Genomic DNA, 14,212 nt, shown 5'->3' with positions numbered 1-14,212 from the left:
CGGTGCGCGGGGCCGGCCGCGCGTGTGTGAAGGGCTCGCGCGCCGAGCGGCGCGCGAGCCCTTCGCGCTATGCCGTGGTCATGAGCAGACGGTGCCGTCCGTCGGGACCTTGCCGTCGAGCAGATGACCGTTCACGGCCTGGGTGGCGCACTGATTGACGCCGTACGTGCCATGGCCCTCGCCCTTGACGGTGAGCAGCACGCCCACGCTCTTCCCGAGCTTGTCGGCCATCTTGCGGGCGCCCGCGACGGGGGTCGCCGGGTCGCCCGCGTTGCCTATGACGACGATGGGGGCGGCGCCCGGCGCCGAGACCTCCGGGGTGTCGCTCTGGCCGGTGACCGGCCAGCCGGTGCAGCCCAGCAAGCCCTTCGCGGTCAGCTCGCCGAAGACCGGCGATGCCTTGCGGAACTCCGGCAGCCTGGCCTGCACATCCTGGGGGGTGACGCGCTGCTTGGTGTCGGCGCAGTTGATCGCGCCGTTGGCGGCCTGCATGGTGTTGTAGCGGCCCTTGTCGTCGCGGCCGCTGTAGCTGTCGGCCATCAGCAGGAGGTTGTCGCCGCTGCCCTGCTCCGCGTCGGAGAGCGAGACCGACAGCGCCGGCCAGGTCTCCTTGGAGTAGAGCATCGCGACCATGCCCATGACCGCCTGCTCCTGGGTGAGCTTGCGTCCGCTCCTGGTCGGCAGCGGCTGCTTGCCGGTCTTCGCCAGGAGGCCGGTGATCCGCCGGCGACCGTCCTTGGGGCTCTGGTACGGGCAGGCGCCGGGCGTCTTGGCGCAGTGGGCGAGGTAGTTGTCCAGCGCCAGCTGGAAGCCCTTCGCCTGGCCCAGGGACGCCTGTACCGGGTCCTGGGTCGGGTCGACCACGGCGTCCAGGACCGTACGGCCCACGTTCTTCGGGAACAAGTGGGCGTAGACACCGCCCAGTTCGGTGCCGTAGGAGATCCCGAAGTAGTTGAGCTTGGTGTCGCCCAGGACCTGGCGCATCAGGTCCATGTCGCGGGCCGCGCTCTCGGTGCCGACGTGCGGCAGCACCTTCCCGGAGTTCTTCTTGCAGGCCGCCGCGGTCTTCTTGTTCTGCTCGGCCGTCCCGGCCAGATCCAGGGTCTTGGCGCGCTGCTCGTCCCACTCCTTGTCGCTCAGGCACTTCACGCCCGCACTGTCGCCGACGCCCCGCGGGTCGAAGCTGACCAGGTCGTAGCGCGTGCGCAGGGACTGGGCCGGGGTATAGCCGGGCAGGGTGGCCACGCCCGATGCGCCCGGCCCGCCGAAGTTGAAGAGCAGCGAGCCGATCCGTTTGCCGCTGCCCTCGGCCTCGGCCTTGGCGCGGATCATCGCGAGGTCGATGGTGTCGCCGGCGGGCTTGGCGTAGTCCAGGGGGGCCTTCAGGGTCGTGCACTCCCATGCCGTACCGTCCGGCAGCTTGCCGGGCGCCTTGCCTTCGCCACCCTGTGCGGTGGACGGCGCCGGGCAGGGCTGCCAGTCGAGCTTCTGGGAGGTCAGCGAGGCGGGCAGCGCGGCGGCCGCCGAGGGGGAGGGCTTCTCGCGGCCGGTGTCGTCCTTGCCGGGGCTGCAGGCGGTGGCGCCGAGGGCGAGGAGGAGGGAGGCGGAGAGCAGTGAGGTGGTTCGGAGGGTGGGAGATCCAGGCATGGCAGTCTTTCCGTACTGATAGCTGGGTTGGGGTGTAGGTGAACTGGCCTGTGTTCAGGGCGAGTTGGGTGTGAGGTGTGCCTTGTTGCCGTCGGGTGGCACGGCCTTCCGCAGCTGCTGCGGCGGCCCGGCTCCCTTGGGGAGGGCGCGCCGTCCTGGTCCCCCCAGGCGCCGGCCGAACTATCGTCAATTGCAGGTCGGCGCCGTTATCGAACGCCGCCGGCCGGTAGGTCGCAGGCAGCAAGGCCGCTCGCGGCGGACTCACCGTGGGCGTCGTCGAGTGGGGTGGTCAGGTTCCCAGGCCGGCGTCCCGTGCCAGGAGCGCGGCCTGTACCCGGTTCTCGCAGCCCAGCTTGGCCAGGATCCGGCTCACATACGTCTTCACCGTGGCCTCGCTCATATGGATCCGCTGGCCGGCGTCCGCGTTGGACAGGCCCTCGCCCAGCAGTGCCAGGACCTCCAGTTCGCGGTCGGTCAGCGTCTCCAGGCGACGGCGGGCCTGCTCGGTGCGGCGCACGCTCTGGCCGGACGCCAGCGAGTCCACGACGTGGCGAGTGGCGCCCGGCGACAAATACGCGTCTCCGGCCGCGGCAGCCCGTACGGCACGCATCAGCTCCGCGGGCGCCGAGTCCTTGAGCAGAAAGCCCGCGCTGCCCTCCGCCAGGGCGCGCAGCACGTTCTGCTGCTCCCCGAAGGTCGTGAGGATCAGCACTCGTGTGTCGGGGGCGGCTCTGCGGAGTTCGGCCAGGGCCGTCAGCCCGTCCATGACCGGCATCTGGATGTCGAGCAGCACGACATCCACGCGCTGGGCCCGGGCCAGTTCGACCGCCTCCCGGCCGTTCGCGGCCTCCGCGACGACGTCGATGTCGTCGGCCGAGCTCAGAATCATCCTGATGCCCGCCCGAATGAGCGGCTCGTCATCCGTGACGAGAACCCTGATCACGAGTCTCCTGCGCCCTCTTGAGCGGTCATACCTGCGGCCGCTCGCCATCATCCCCGATAAGCCGCCCGCCCGACATCACGGCGACCGTTCCGCCCTTACGTCGTGACCTCGAAGGACTTCTTCTCGATCAGCCTGCCGTCCTTGAAGCAGAACCGGAAGACAGGATCCTTGTCCCAGCTGCTGCCGAACTCCGAGGAATTCAGGCTGAAGCACTTCGCCCCCTCGGGCACGGGCGGCGCGCCCCTGTCCAGGCCGTCGGTCATGTACGAGGCCCCGTCGGGCAGTTGCTTGCGTACCTCGGCCTCGGACTGGCCCATCTTCACCGCCGCGTACTGCTTCGGCTCGATCATGGCCTGGTCCGACTCGGCCACGAGGAAGAGCCCCGCGACGACGGCGGCGATCACCAGCAGCAGGACGATGAGTGCCGCCGCCCCGCAGCCGATGGCTATGCCGCTGCTTCTCTTGTTCGTGCTCATTGCCCTGACCAGCTCCTTCGGCAGACCGTTCCCGTCGATGACCGGGTAACCCTCGCCGAGGGAACCTGCCGGGATCTGCTGCCGAAAGTCGCCCGTCGGATCGACGAATGTCGTCGCCGCGTCGCCGGGCGAGGGGGTGGGGGCGCCGTCCGGCGAGGTGTACGGCAGCACACCCGCCAGCCGGAAGCCGCCGTCCGCCGTCGGGCCCACGTGCACCATGCCTCCGACGAGCCGGGCCCGCTCCCCGAGCCCGGTCAGCCCCTGACCGCCGCTCACCACGCTCCGGCCGGCGTCCGCGGTCTCGGGCGCGGGGCCGTTCGCGACCTCCACGACCAATGAGTCCGGCTCGTACCGCAGCTCGATGGTGATCGAGGCACCCGGCGCGTGCTTGTGGGCGTTGGTCAGGCCCTCCTGAGCTATCCGGTACGCCGCGTGATCGGCGGTCGGGGCGAGCGGGCGCACCTCGCCCGAGCGCCGCAGCTCCACGGCCGTACCCGCGCTCCGGGACGCCTCCACCAGGCCCTCGATGCCGGCCACCCCTCGCGACGGCGCCTTGGCGTCCTCCTCCCCCATCGCCTCAAGGGCATGGGTGGGGGTGCCGCCGGCGGTAGTGGGGGGAGTGCCCGTATGCCCGGGGGCCTGGGTGCCGTCCCGCAGCAACCCCACCACCTCGCGCAGCTCGTGCATCGCGGACACCGATGCCTCACGCAGCACACCCACGGCCTCGCGCTGCCGCCCGGTCAGCTCGCGGTCCACCTCCAGCGCGCCGGTGTGCACCGCGATGAGCGCGAGCTGATGGCCGAGGCTGTCGTGCATGTCCTGCGCGATGCGCTGGCGCTCGCGCATCCGGGCCTGTCCGGCGATCATCGCGCGCTCGCGCAGCAGCTGGGCGTTGTACTCCCGCAGGGTGTCCAGCAGCGTGCGGCGCTGCGACCAGTGGCGGCCGGCGAGGCCGGGCACGACGGTCATGACCAGCGACGTCAGGGTGCCGACGACCAGGAGCGCCGGCGAGAGGCGGGGGAACTCCTCAAGGAAGGGCGGACCGAGGGTGAGGACGTACGCGAGGGCGAAGGCAGCGGTCGCCCGGCCGACCCCGGCGATCCGCCGCCCGGCCGACCATGCGGCGACGAGGATCAGCGGGGCGAGACCGTCGAACGCGGCCGCACCCACGGTGGTCACCAGAAGTACGGTCGCGGGCAGCGCCCGGCGCAGCGGCAACAGCAGTCCGGCGGCCAGCGCGACGGCGACGATCCGTACGGCGCCACCGTCGCCCAGGGCCTCGACACCCGCCGCCAGCATCCCCAGCACCACGCTCAGCAGCGATTCGCCCACGATGCGCCCCGGAGGCCACATCCCGGGATTGAAGAGAGCCCTGACCGGGTCGGCCATCCGCCGGGACGCCGAGCGCAACCTCGCCGCCGACGCCTGGCGAGCCCGTATCGCAGAGCCCGTACGTTCCACATGTGTCACGCGGCCACGTTAGGCAACCCCGCGCGCCGACGACACCGCCTTTCGTCGCGGAGCACAACGACGAAAGTCCCGCCGTTGCGGCATCGCCCTCCATGGCCACCCTGTAGGAGCCATGGAGGGCGACATCACTCCGTGCGGCCGGATCGCCTGACCGCGGTCCTCTGCCGCATGGGGGTCGGCAGGGGGGCCGGCCGGTGGGTGTGAAGAGGCCGTTGGGCGGGGTGTCCTACGCGGGGGTCAGGCGCTTGAACCAGGTGACCGGTGTGGTGGTGTCGGGCGCCTGGACGTAGACCCGGGCGGGTACGGCCACCACGGCCTCCTGGTTGTTGCTGTCGATGTCGCGGAGGACGAGGTAGCCGGTGTAGTACGCGCCGTTGGCCCGGCCTTCCAGGTAGCCCCTCTTGTCCTTCGGCACGCTGATCTCGGCCGCCGTCTCCAGTGTGTTCTGCACCCTGTTGAGGGAGGTGGAGGCGTAGCTGTAGGTGAAGCTGGCCTCGGCGCCGACCTCGGCCGCGTCCTTGCTGATGATCTTGGGCGTGATCTTGCCGCCCGCCGACCAGCCTTCCGTCACGCTCTTCTCGTCGGTGACGGACGCCGAGACCTTGTAGGTGAGCTTCCCCTCGCCCGCCATGGCGTCACTGGCCCCCCGCACCGGGTACTTCTCGTCGAGCTTCCCGACGAAGACGCACGGCGCCGTCTGTCCGTACGCCGGGTGCTTCGGGTCCTTGTTGACCATGCCGCAGTACTGCTCGGCGGTCTGTCCGCCGGACGGCACCACATCGTCCTTGGTGTTCTGACGGATGTCGTTGGTCGTGGGCTTCGCCCCTTCGGGCCAGCCGTCGGTCAGTTTCCTGGCGCTCTCGCGGAGCGGCTCGGGGTTCTTGTCATTGGCCGCGTACTGCTGCGCGGCGTTCTTGGCGTCGGTGATCGCCTGGTCGGGGTCGTAGGTCTTCTTCGCGTCCGCCAGGGTGACGGCCTTGACGTTGCCGTCCTTGTCCTTGTCCAGTCCCTTCGGGTAACCCATCACGCTCTCCGAGCTGTTGACGGGTGCCCACTTCTCCATCGCCTTGAGGACGTCCTGGTCAGCCTCGTACGTGTAGGTGTCGACGCCCGACGGGCCGTCCTCGGCGTGGGCAGCGGTGGGGGAGCCGATCAGCGAGACGCCGGTGAGGAAGGTGGTGGCGAGTGCGGCCGCCACCAGGCTGCCGCTCCTTCGGCCTTGCGCGGGGTTTGTGCGTGGTGTTTTCGACATGTGGATCTCCTTCTTCCTTTCGGTCGGGCGCGGGCCGCTTGTCGGGCCGCGCCGGTAGGGGCCCTGACGGTCCATGGAGGAGGCGGCATTGCTCGTCGAGAAGCCGCCGCCGGATCCGTCGCAGGGCACGTTCTGTGCGGGCAGCCCCGCTTGCGCCGCGTGGCTCAACTCGACTGAATCGAGCGCAGCATGTTCAGGCGGGCCGCCCGGCGGGCCGGCCAGATCGCGGCCAGGACCCCGATCACCAGCGCCAGCGCCAGGAAGATCCCCAGCCGCCCCCACGGCAGGACCGTCTCGTACGTCTCCATCGACGACGTCATCAGACCGCCTCCGGCCCAGGCCAGGAAGGTCCCCGTGCCGATCCCGAGCACCGCGCCGAACAGCGAGATCACCACCGACTCCAGCCGGACCATCTGCTTGATCCCGGAGCGGTCGAGGCCGATGGCCCGCAGCATGCCGATCTCACGGGTGCGCTCGAAGACCGACATGGCCAGGGTGTTGACGACGCCGAGCACCGCGATGACGACGGCCATGCCGAGCAGCCCGTACATCATGTTGAGGGCCATGGCGATCGAGCCGCCGTCCGTCTTGAGGAGCTGCTCGCGGCTTTGGACCTTCAGCAGCGGGCTGTCGCCGAGCGCGGCGCGGATCTTCCGCTCAAGGCCCGTGGCCTTGCCGGGCGCGGCCTTGACCAGCACCTTGTCGAGCTTCTTGGTGCCGGAGTACGGGAGCACGTCGGCGAGCGTGCCCAGTGCCTCCTCCGCGGCGTGGGTCTTGGCGTAGACGCCGACGACCGTCAGCTTCTTCTTCTCGGCCTTGCCGGCGTTCATCTCGGCGTCGATGGTGTCGCCGACTTCGAGGCCGGCCTTCGCGGCGAACTCGTCGGAGACCGCGATCTTCCCGGGGCCGATGTCGCGCAGCGAGCCGGCGCGGATGTCGAGCTCCGCGGTCCGGCCGAACGCCTTCGGGTCCGTACCGGTGATCAGGGCGAACCCGCCCTTGGTGTCGAACCCCGCCGAGGTGAGGGGGACCGCCGCGGCAACGCCGGGCACCCGCGCGACCTTGTCGGCCATGCCCGCGTCGAGTCCGGTGAAGGAGCTGTTGGAGACCTTGTAGTCGGCGGCCAGGCCCTCGGTCGCCGCCTTGTCCATGGCGCGCTGGGCGGAGTACCCGCCGACGGTCAGACCGGTGATCAGGGTGAGCCCGATCATCAGGGCCGAGGCGGTGGCGGCGGTGCGGCGCGGGTTGCGCAGCGCGTTCTCCTTGGCCAGCTTGCCGCTGATGCCGAAGAGGCGGGTGGTGGCCCTGCCGGCCAGGGTGATCAGCGGCCGGGAGAGCAGCGGGGCCAGCACGATCATGCCGCCGAGGGTCAGTGTGCCCCCGAGCATGGCGATCATCAGGTTCGACTCCTTGCTCGTCTTGAGCGTGGAGACGTACAGCATCACCAGCGCCCCGGCCCCCGTGAGCAGGGTGCCGAGCACATTGCGGACCACCAGGGCGCGGGCCGGCGGGGCCTGGTCGACGCTGCTGAGCACCGCCACGGGGGCGATCTTCGCGGCCTTGCGGGACGGCAGCCAGGCCGCCAGTACGGTGACGAGGACGCCGACCGCGAGCGAACAGGCAAGGGTCACGGGCGAGATGACCAGCGGTCCGTCGGGCAGCCCGGCACCGGTCGCGTTGAGCAGCGGGCGCATGGCGGCGGCGATGCCGAGGCCGAGCGCGAATCCGGTGGCCGAGGCCATGAGGCCGAGGAGGGCGGCCTCGACGAGGACGGAGCGTACGACCTGGCGGCGCGAGGCGCCCACGGCCCGCATCAGCGCGATCTCGCGGCTGCGCTGGGCGATGAGCATGGTGAAGGTGTTGGCGATGATGAACGCGCCGACGAACAGCGCGATACCGGCGAAGACCAGCAGCGTCTTGGTGAGGGACCTGGTGTGCTTGGTGATCTGGGCGGACTGTTCGGCGGCCAGGTCGGCGCCGCTGGTGGCCTTGGCGCCCTTGCCGGGGAGCAGCGCCCGCACCCGGTCGGTCAGCGCGCGGTCGTCGGTGCCGTCCTGGGCCGCGACCACGATCTCGTCGAACTGGCCGGGGTGGACGAACAGTTGCTGCGCGGTCGTGGTGTCGAAGAGCGTGAGGGTGCCGCCGGCGGTGACCNCTGGCCGGGGTGGACGAACAGTTGCTGCGCGGTCGTGGTGTCGAAGAGCGTGAGGGTGCCGCCGGCGGTGACCCGCGGGTCGTCGGTGGAGACGATGCCGACCAGCTTCTTGGTCAGGGCGGGCCCGTCGGTGGCGAAGCGGACGGTGTCGCCGATCCGGTAGCCGGCCTTCTCGGCGGTCTTGGCGTCCAGCGCCAGCTCGCCCTCGGCGGTGGGGCCGCGGCCTTCCTTCAGCGGGAAGTGGCCGTCCTTGCCGTCCTTGCCGGGCAGGTAGTTGGTGGCCAGGTTCTGCCAGTTGTTGTCGGCGTTGACCGGGCGGCCGTCCTTGGCGGCCAAGGTGGCCGCGCCGTTGACGGTGGGGCGCACCGAGGCGACGCCGGGCAGCCGGCCGATCTTCCGCGCCAGCGCGGCGTCGAGGACGGTGGTCCGCCTGCCGTCCGTGCCGCCCGCCGCATCGGCACCGGGCAGCTCCTGGGCCTGTACGGAGACGGCCACGCCCTTGAGGCTCATGGCGGCGGCGTTACGGAAGGCGCTCGCGACGGTGTCACCGAAGACGAGGGTGCCGGAGACGAAGGCGACGCCCAGCAGGACCGCGAGCGCGGTCATGACCAATCGGGCTTTGTGCGCAAGGACGTTGCGCAGGGCTGTACGCAGCATGTCGGAGCCAGTCCAGGAGGTACGCGGTCGGGACAGGGAGGCCGTGCGGGAGGGAAGCCGTACGGGAGGGAAGCGGTGCGGGAGGGAGGCCGTACGGGAGGGAAGCGGTGCGAGCGGGAAAGCCGTGCGAGCGGGGCGCGTCAGCTCGTCCGTCCCTCGGTGTCGAAGAGCCGCATACGGTCGAGCACGGCCTCGGCGGTGGGGGCGGGCAGATCGTCGATGAGCATCCCGTCGGCGAGGAAGACCACCCGGTCCGCGTAGGAGGCGGCCACCGGGTCGTGGGTGACCATCACGACCGTCTGCCCCAACTCGCGTACGGAATCCCGCAGAAAGCCCAGGATCTCCGCGCCGGAACGGGAGTCGAGGTTGCCGGTCGGCTCGTCCGCGAAGATGATCTCCGGTCGGCCGGCCAGCGCGCGGGCCACGGCGACGCGCTGCTGCTGGCCGCCGGAGAGCTGCGAGGGGCGGTGCCGCAGCCGCCCGGCCAGGCCGACGGTCCCCACGATCAGCTCCAGCCACTCCTGGTCGGGCCTGCGGCCGGCGATGTCCATCGGCAGCGTGATGTTCTCCAGGGCGTTCAGCGTGGGCAGCAGGTTGAACGCCTGGAAGACGAAGCCGATCTTCTCCCTGCGGAGTGTGGTGAGCTGACGGTCGCCCAGGCCGGACAGCTCGGTGTCACCGATCCGGGCCGAGCCGGCGGAGAGGGAGTCGAGCCCCGCCATGCAGTGCATCAGCGTCGACTTGCCGGAGCCGGAAGGGCCCATGATCGCGGTGAACCGGCCGCGGCCGAACTCCACGGAGACCGAGTCGAGCGCGACGACGCGGGTCTCGCCCTCGCCGTAGACCTTGGTCAGCTCCGTCGCACGGGCGGCGAAGCCGGAGGGGGCCCGAAGGCCGGTGGTCAGGGTGGCAGGCTGCGACATGGGCACTCCTGGAAGCGGCGCGGAACTCCCGACCATCGTGGCCGCGGCGCACCCCCGTACACGTCGCTCTCAGGTCGGGATCGCACCACCCGCCGAAGGGCGGACCCGCCGCGGCCGTGTCGCCCTCACGGACCATGGCCTCTCTGCCCAAAGAGAGATCCGACGGCCTTAGGCCCTGTCCTCGGCACCACAGTGCCGAAGTACCGCGGCTGCCGAGGATCCAGAACAGCTGGTTCTGGATGCCAGACGTTCAAGATCTTGGACTTATGGCGGACACCCGACGACCCTGGGAGCCGTGGAGATGCCGCCGAGCCCTGCGCCGGCGGCAGCCCCGGCGCCCGGCTCATCACCTGCCGGGGCCGAAGCCACGGGCAACTCACCCGCCCCCAAAGCCGACCCGCTGGAGCCGACGACATGCGCATCAGACTCGTCCAGGGATTCGCCCTGCTTTCCACCGGCCTGCTCACCGGCGCGTTCGGCTACGGCGCGGCCAACCTCGTCCCCACCTTCAACGCCGTACCGCTCGACATGCGGCTGTCATTCCACGCCGAACTGATGAAGATGAACGGCATCACCATGCAGGCGGCGATGGGCGCGTCGATCCTGAGTTCCCTGACGCTCGCCGTCCTGACAGGCGGCCGCGCCCGACTGCTCTCGGGTGCGGCAGGTCTGCTGGCCCTCGCGTCCTTCCTGATAACCCGGTTCGGCAATGTGCCGATCAACGGCCGGATCAAGCAATGGGCGCTCACCTCGGCCCCGGCCGACCACGCGGAGATCCTGCGGCGCTGGGAGCTGTTCAACACCATGCGCACGCTCACCGCCCTCGCGGCCTTTGTTCTGCTGATCGTCCTTGCCGTCGGCGGGCTGCGTGCGGTCACCCGCACCGAACAGATCGGGCGGACACCCCCTAGCCCATGAGCCCGGCCTGGTGTGCCAGCAGTGCCGCCTGTACCCGGCTGCCGCACCCCGTCTTCCCCAGGATCGAGCGGACATGGGACTTGACCGTCCCCACACCGATGCCGAGGCGCCTGCCGAGCTCCGAATTCGACAGCCCCTCCCCCAGCATGACCAGCACCTCCCGTTCCCGGTCCGTCAGCCCCGCCACCCTGCTGTCCGGGGCGGCGGCCCCGGCGCCGGCCCCGCCGCTCAGCATCCGCCGGACGACGGTCCCGGTGACGCCGGGCGAGAGGACCGCGTCCCCCGCGGCCGCCGCCCGTACCGCGCTGATCAGCTCCTGCGGCCCCTCGTCCTTGAGCAGGAAGCCGGTGGCGCCCGCCCGCAGGGCCCGGAGGACGTTCTCCTCGTCGCCGAAGGTGGTGAGCATGACCACCTGCGGCGCGGGGTCGAGGGCGACCAGCGGTTCGACGGCCGCGAGCCCGTCGAGTACGGGCATACGGATGTCGAGGAGCACCACATCGGGCCGGTGCTCGGCGGCGAGCCGGACGGCCCCGGCGCCGTTGGCCGCCTCGGCCACCACCTCGATGCCGTCGGCGTGCCGGAGGATCAGCCGGACGCCGTGCCGGATCATCTCCTCGTCGTCGGCGAGCAGCACCCGGATCGCGGAACCCGCCCCGGGGTCGGCGGAGTTGGCCTGGTCAGTCATGCGTCCTTCTCCCACGGGGTGGTTCGGTCGCCTTTTCGGTCACCATGGGGACCGTGAAACGGTCGATGGCGATCAAGATGTCGTGCCGGAAGCAGTAACGGACGATCTCCAGCCGGCCGCCCTTGGGAATCCCGCCCGGGTACGGATACAGGCAGTCCGTGGCGGAAGCCGGCCGCGGCGGCTCGCGCCCGGCGGCGGCCGCGCGTGCCCCGTGGTCGTCCGGTGCCACGGCGCGCTCCACCCGCTCCCTGGCCATCCCCACCCGGGGCTTCTCGGGGGTCCGGTACTCGGGACCGTAGTGCGCCTGGTCCACCAGCACGACCCCGAACAGCATCATCACGCCCACCCCCGCCAGGCCGAGCAGCCCGGTGACGGCGCCGGCCAGGCGCCGCTGGAGGGTGGAGAGCCTGCTGCCGGGCCCGTCGACGGCGGCCGGTCTGCTGTCGTACGGGGCCGCGTCCGCCGTCTCCGCGCCGGGCCCGGGGTCGGCGGGGATACCGGCCGCCACGGCGAAGCCGCCACCGGGCGTCCGGCCCGCCTCCAGGCCGCCGCCGAGCAGCGCCACCCGCTCCTGCAGCCCGGTCAGCCCGCGTCCGGAGCCGAGCCCGGTCGTGGCGGTGGGCGGCACGGGCGGTACGCCGTTGCGCACCCGTACCTCCACCCGCTCGTCGGCGTGGCGGACGGCGACGGTCACATGGGCCCCGGCCGCGTACCGGTGGACGTTGGTGAGCGACTCGCGCACCACGCGGTGGACCGCCCGCCGCACCCGGGCCGGCCGGGCGTCGAGATCGGGCCCCTCCCAGGAGAACGCGACGGGAATGCCGCCGCCGCGCGACTCCTCGACCAGCGCCTCGATGTCCGCACGGGTGCCCGTCGCGTCGGTCAGCGCGTCGGTGCCGGTGTCCCGCCCCAGCGGGCCGAGGACCCCCAGCGCCTCCCGCAGCTCCTGCATCGCGTCGCGGGTGGCACGGCGCACCAGAGCGGCCTCGTCCCCCAGCTCGGGCGCCTCCTTGAGCAGCGCCATCTCCAGTCCGCCCGCACGCAGGGAGATCAGGCTGAGCCGGTGCCCGACCAGATCGTGCATCTCCGCGGCGATACGCGACCGCTCACGCATCCGCGACTCGCTGTCCGCGAGCCGCCGCGCCTCCTCGGCGGCGGCCGCGCGCTCCCGCAACGCCCGCAGCAGCCGGTCCTGCTGCCCCGCGGCGACGCCGACCAGCCCGGGCACGACGACCGTGGTGGCGGCGAGCACCGCACCCAGCGCCAGACCGAACGACCGGCTGCCCAGCCCCAGTTGGGGCGCGCACGCCGCGCAGGTCACCATCGCCGTGGCGGCCGCCACGAGCAGCAGGCCGACACGCCGCCGCCGCGTCTCCAGCTGCCGGGTCGCGGTGTAGGCGGCCACCGCGGTCAGCATCGCCACGGCGGGCACCGCCCCCATCAGCGCGGCCAGCCCGAGCACACTCGCCACCGGGAACCGGCGCCGCACCAGCACCAGAGCGATGCCGATGAGTCCCAGGGCCGCCGCCCCGCCCGCCAGCCTGGCGTCGACCGTCGACTCGCCCTTGTGGATGAGCAGCACCAGCGCCCCGGCCAGGACCACCTCGCCCGCCGCGCGCCACAGCTGCCGCCCGCGCTCCCCGGGCCCGGCGAAGAGGCTCCAGGCAGGGCGGTTCTCGGTGACGGGTGGGGCGCTGGACGACATAACGCCGATTATCGGGGGCTCCGCACGGGGTTTCCCTGCTCCTTGGGGGCGACCCGCCTCTGCCCAAAGGCAGAGGCCGCTGTGCCGGGAGAGGGAGACCGGGCCGCCCGCGCGGCTTGTATCAAGCGATTGACACAAACCCCCGGGGTGCGACATCTTGTACTCACCACTTGATACAAGTGGCTCTCACCACTTACCGCCCACCGGGGGATCCTCATGCTCGACACCGTCCCACCCGAAACACGCCTCCGGGCCCGCGCCCACCACTTCGCCCGCTGGGCCGGACTCGCCGCCGGCGTCGTGGCCGCAAGCCAGGTGGCCACCGTGGGCCAGGACCTCGGCGTGGGGATCCTGTACGCCCTCTCCGCGTTCGGGCTGTGCGCGGTGGGCGGCGTGCTGCTGGGCGACGCGCTGACGCCCCGTCCGCAGGAAGCCGTACGCACCGCGGGGCTCGCTCCGCGCCGGATCCCGGACTATCTGCCGCCCCGGATGGCCCGGCTGCTCCTGGGACAGGCCGCCCTGCTCGTCGTCCTGCTGACGGCGGCGGCCGCGGTCGCGTCGCCGGACGACCTGGGGCGCGCCGGGCGCTCGCTCTCAGTCGCCTGCCAGGGCAGGACCGAGGCCGCCAGCCCCTGGCCGGGCCTCTACTACGGCCTTCCGGTTCTCCTCTCGCTCGCCCTCGGCAGTGCGGCCTGCGGCTGGGCCCTGCGGCGCATCGCGCACCGCCCCGGCGAGGAACAGCAGCGCCGGGACCGGGCGTTGGCGATCACGGCCGCATGGGGCCTGCTGGTCGCGGTGCCCCTGGCCGGCACGGCCGTCACGGCCGCCGGGAGCCTGAGCAGGCTGACGTGCGACGGCCTGCCCGGCACCGCAGGACAGTGGCTTCTCTACCCGGTGGGTCTCGTCGCCCTGGTCACCGCGCTGTGGTGCCTGTGCACCGTCGCCGCACCCCGGGCGACCCGGCGGTGACCGCGCCGTCCGTACGGGTGGACACCACCTCGTCCGTTCCTCCGTACGAGCAGATCCGCGCCCAGCTCGCCGCACTGATCACCACGGGCCGGCTGACCGAGGGCGAGCGGCTGCCTCCCGTACGCCAGCTCGCCGCGGACCTCGGCCTGGCAGCCGGCACGGTGGCACGCGCGTACCGGGAGCTGGAGGCAGCCGCTCTGATCCGCACCCGTAGGGGTGCGGGGACGAGGGTGGCCCCCCTGCCCGCGGGCACCGCACGGCTGGACACCGTCCGACTGGCCACCCTGGCACGGGAGTTCACGAGCGCGGCCCGCGGCCTGGGCGCGGACGACACCGCGGTCCTCGACGCGGTACGGAAGGCGCTCGGCACCGCTTGAGTAGGAGGAACGCCCGGGGGGCCTTGGCACTCGTC

At 71.9% G+C, this 14,212-nt stretch carries 12 protein-coding genes; 3 read left to right on the top strand and 9 right to left on the bottom strand.

Annotated features, from left to right (window positions below):
- Positions 1-78: 78 nt before the first annotated feature.
- The 7 genes from DY245_RS00360 to DY245_RS00335 all read right to left on the bottom strand — a co-directional run bounded on the left by DY245_RS00360 (position 79) and on the right by DY245_RS00335 (position 9,523).
- Positions 79-1,647 carry an alpha/beta hydrolase gene (locus DY245_RS00360; RefSeq protein ID WP_128502331.1) on the bottom strand — a complete coding sequence of 523 codons (1,569 nt, stop codon included), beginning with the start codon at positions 1,645-1,647 and terminating at the stop codon, positions 79-81.
- Positions 1,648-1,936: 289 nt separating this feature from the next.
- Positions 1,937-2,590 (bottom strand): response regulator transcription factor, encoded by a 654-nt coding sequence (locus DY245_RS00355; RefSeq protein ID WP_128502330.1) that lies wholly within the window; start codon positions 2,588-2,590, stop codon positions 1,937-1,939.
- A 95-nt stretch (positions 2,591-2,685) separates the two neighbouring features.
- Positions 2,686-4,419 (bottom strand): sensor histidine kinase, encoded by a 1,734-nt coding sequence (locus tag DY245_RS00350; RefSeq protein WP_128502329.1) that lies wholly within the window; start codon positions 4,417-4,419, stop codon positions 2,686-2,688.
- Between the two features lie 343 nt (positions 4,420-4,762).
- Positions 4,763-5,788: a hypothetical protein gene (locus tag DY245_RS00345; protein ID WP_128502328.1), complete on the bottom strand. Its 1,026-nt coding sequence runs from the start codon at positions 5,786-5,788 to the stop codon at positions 4,763-4,765.
- Between the two features lie 164 nt (positions 5,789-5,952).
- Positions 5,953-7,638 (bottom strand): ABC transporter permease, encoded by a 1,686-nt coding sequence (locus tag DY245_RS00340; protein WP_342354156.1) that lies wholly within the window; start codon positions 7,636-7,638, stop codon positions 5,953-5,955.
- Between the two features lie 305 nt (positions 7,639-7,943).
- Positions 7,944-8,600, bottom strand: a 657-nt coding sequence (locus tag DY245_RS45610) for an ABC transporter permease (protein WP_244942738.1), incomplete at its 3' end; no start/stop codon positions are given.
- A gap of 140 nt (positions 8,601-8,740) precedes the next feature.
- On the bottom strand, positions 8,741-9,523 hold the full coding sequence (locus tag DY245_RS00335) for an ABC transporter ATP-binding protein (protein WP_128502327.1): 783 nt from the start codon (positions 9,521-9,523) through the stop codon (positions 8,741-8,743).
- A gap of 414 nt (positions 9,524-9,937) precedes the next feature.
- Here DY245_RS00335 and DY245_RS00330 point away from each other — a divergent pair, with 414 nt between their 5' ends.
- The gene (locus DY245_RS00330; RefSeq protein ID WP_128502326.1) at positions 9,938-10,441 is read left to right on the top strand and encodes an anthrone oxygenase family protein; all 504 of its coding nucleotides are present in this window, start codon (positions 9,938-9,940) and stop codon (positions 10,439-10,441) included.
- Here DY245_RS00330 and DY245_RS00325 read toward each other — a convergent pair.
- Positions 10,431-11,126: a response regulator gene (locus tag DY245_RS00325; RefSeq protein ID WP_128502325.1), complete on the bottom strand. Its 696-nt coding sequence runs from the start codon at positions 11,124-11,126 to the stop codon at positions 10,431-10,433. The genes DY245_RS00330 and DY245_RS00325 overlap by 11 nt on opposite strands.
- Positions 11,119-12,831: a sensor histidine kinase gene (locus tag DY245_RS00320; RefSeq protein WP_128502324.1), complete on the bottom strand. Its 1,713-nt coding sequence runs from the start codon at positions 12,829-12,831 to the stop codon at positions 11,119-11,121. The genes DY245_RS00325 and DY245_RS00320 overlap by 8 nt, the downstream gene beginning before the upstream one ends.
- Before the next feature lie 216 nt (positions 12,832-13,047).
- Between DY245_RS00320 and DY245_RS00315 the strand changes: the two genes are divergently transcribed.
- Complete coding sequence (locus tag DY245_RS00315; RefSeq protein ID WP_128502323.1) at positions 13,048-13,800, top strand: hypothetical protein; 753 nt, start codon at positions 13,048-13,050, stop codon at positions 13,798-13,800.
- Positions 13,758-14,177 carry a GntR family transcriptional regulator gene (locus DY245_RS00310; RefSeq protein ID WP_425329327.1) on the top strand — a complete coding sequence of 140 codons (420 nt, stop codon included), beginning with the start codon at positions 13,758-13,760 and terminating at the stop codon, positions 14,175-14,177. Before DY245_RS00315 ends, DY245_RS00310 begins: the two co-directional genes overlap by 43 nt.
- Positions 14,178-14,212 lie beyond the last annotated feature (35 nt).

The organism is Streptomyces inhibens (assembly GCF_003389455.1).
Taxonomy (GTDB): Bacteria; Actinomycetota; Actinomycetes; order Streptomycetales; family Streptomycetaceae; genus Streptomyces; species Streptomyces inhibens.
This window is presented reverse-complemented; position numbering and strand designations above follow the sequence as displayed.

Excerpts from the sequence above, each read along its gene's own strand:
- DY245_RS00360 (WP_128502331.1), bottom strand. The coding sequence starts at position 1,647 with ATGCCTGGATCTCCCACCCTCCGAACCACCTCACTGCTCTCCGCCTCC.
- DY245_RS00350 (WP_128502329.1), bottom strand. The coding sequence starts at position 4,419 with ATGTGGCCTCCGGGGCGCATCGTGGGCGAATCGCTGCTGAGCGTGGTG.
- DY245_RS00345 (WP_128502328.1), bottom strand. The coding sequence starts at position 5,788 with ATGTCGAAAACACCACGCACAAACCCCGCGCAAGGCCGAAGGAGCGGC.
- DY245_RS00340 (WP_342354156.1), bottom strand. The coding sequence starts at position 7,638 with ATGCTCATCGCCCAGCGCAGCCGCGAGATCGCGCTGATGCGGGCCGTG.
- DY245_RS00335 (WP_128502327.1), bottom strand. The coding sequence starts at position 9,523 with ATGTCGCAGCCTGCCACCCTGACCACCGGCCTTCGGGCCCCCTCCGGC.
- DY245_RS00330 (WP_128502326.1), top strand. The coding sequence starts at position 9,938 with ATGCGCATCAGACTCGTCCAGGGATTCGCCCTGCTTTCCACCGGCCTG.
- DY245_RS00325 (WP_128502325.1), bottom strand. The coding sequence starts at position 11,126 with ATGACTGACCAGGCCAACTCCGCCGACCCCGGGGCGGGTTCCGCGATC.
- DY245_RS00320 (WP_128502324.1), bottom strand. The coding sequence starts at position 12,831 with ATGTCGTCCAGCGCCCCACCCGTCACCGAGAACCGCCCTGCCTGGAGC.
- DY245_RS00315 (WP_128502323.1), top strand. The coding sequence starts at position 13,048 with ATGCTCGACACCGTCCCACCCGAAACACGCCTCCGGGCCCGCGCCCAC.